Annotated in this window: 1 pseudogene; it reads left to right on the top strand. The window is 64.5% G+C overall.

The window, feature by feature from the left end:
* Positions 1 to 100: pseudogene (locus tag QMO56_RS26895) on the top strand (IS5/IS1182 family transposase); the annotation flags it as partial.
* Positions 101 to 544: the final 444 nt, after the last annotated feature.

Genomic DNA, 544 nt, shown 5'->3' on the forward strand with positions numbered 1-544 from the left:
GAAGGACTGGCGGCGCATCGCTACGCGCTACGACCGCTTGGCCAGGAACTTCCTCTCCGCCATCGCGCTCGTCGCAACCGCTTGTTTCTGGCTCCCCTGATTGAGTCGGCAACCTAGGCGCAAGCCTAGGCCCTCGGGGCTATGCCCGGTGTCCGGTCGAAATAGGGGCCACTCCAGTGCTCCCCGTACTCTGGTCATCTGGTTGGCGGGGCCCGAGGACGCAACCGCCGTGGTGCTGGAGACAAACGGCAAAATCAGCATCATTCCTGCTTCTGCCGCTCACGGCCGCAAGACTGAGGTGTGCACGCCGTGCAGCACCTCAGCCTACGCAGAGAACCTGACCACATTGTTCATCGGGCACTGATCTTCCCATAACCCTCTGCGCTTCCGCGGAGGCGGCGGCGTGGGTAGACCGGAGTGGCTGACTGAACCGCGCCGGGTTTGCCGGAGGCTGGTGAATTTGAGTCAGGCCGCCAGGGGAACCTCCTGCTGGCGGGCATAGTAGCGGGCTTCGGCCTCGGCGGGTGGGATGTTGCCGATCGGC

It is taken from the genome of Roseomonas sp. E05, assembly GCF_030063475.1.
GTDB lineage: Bacteria > Pseudomonadota > Alphaproteobacteria > Acetobacterales > Acetobacteraceae > Pseudoroseomonas.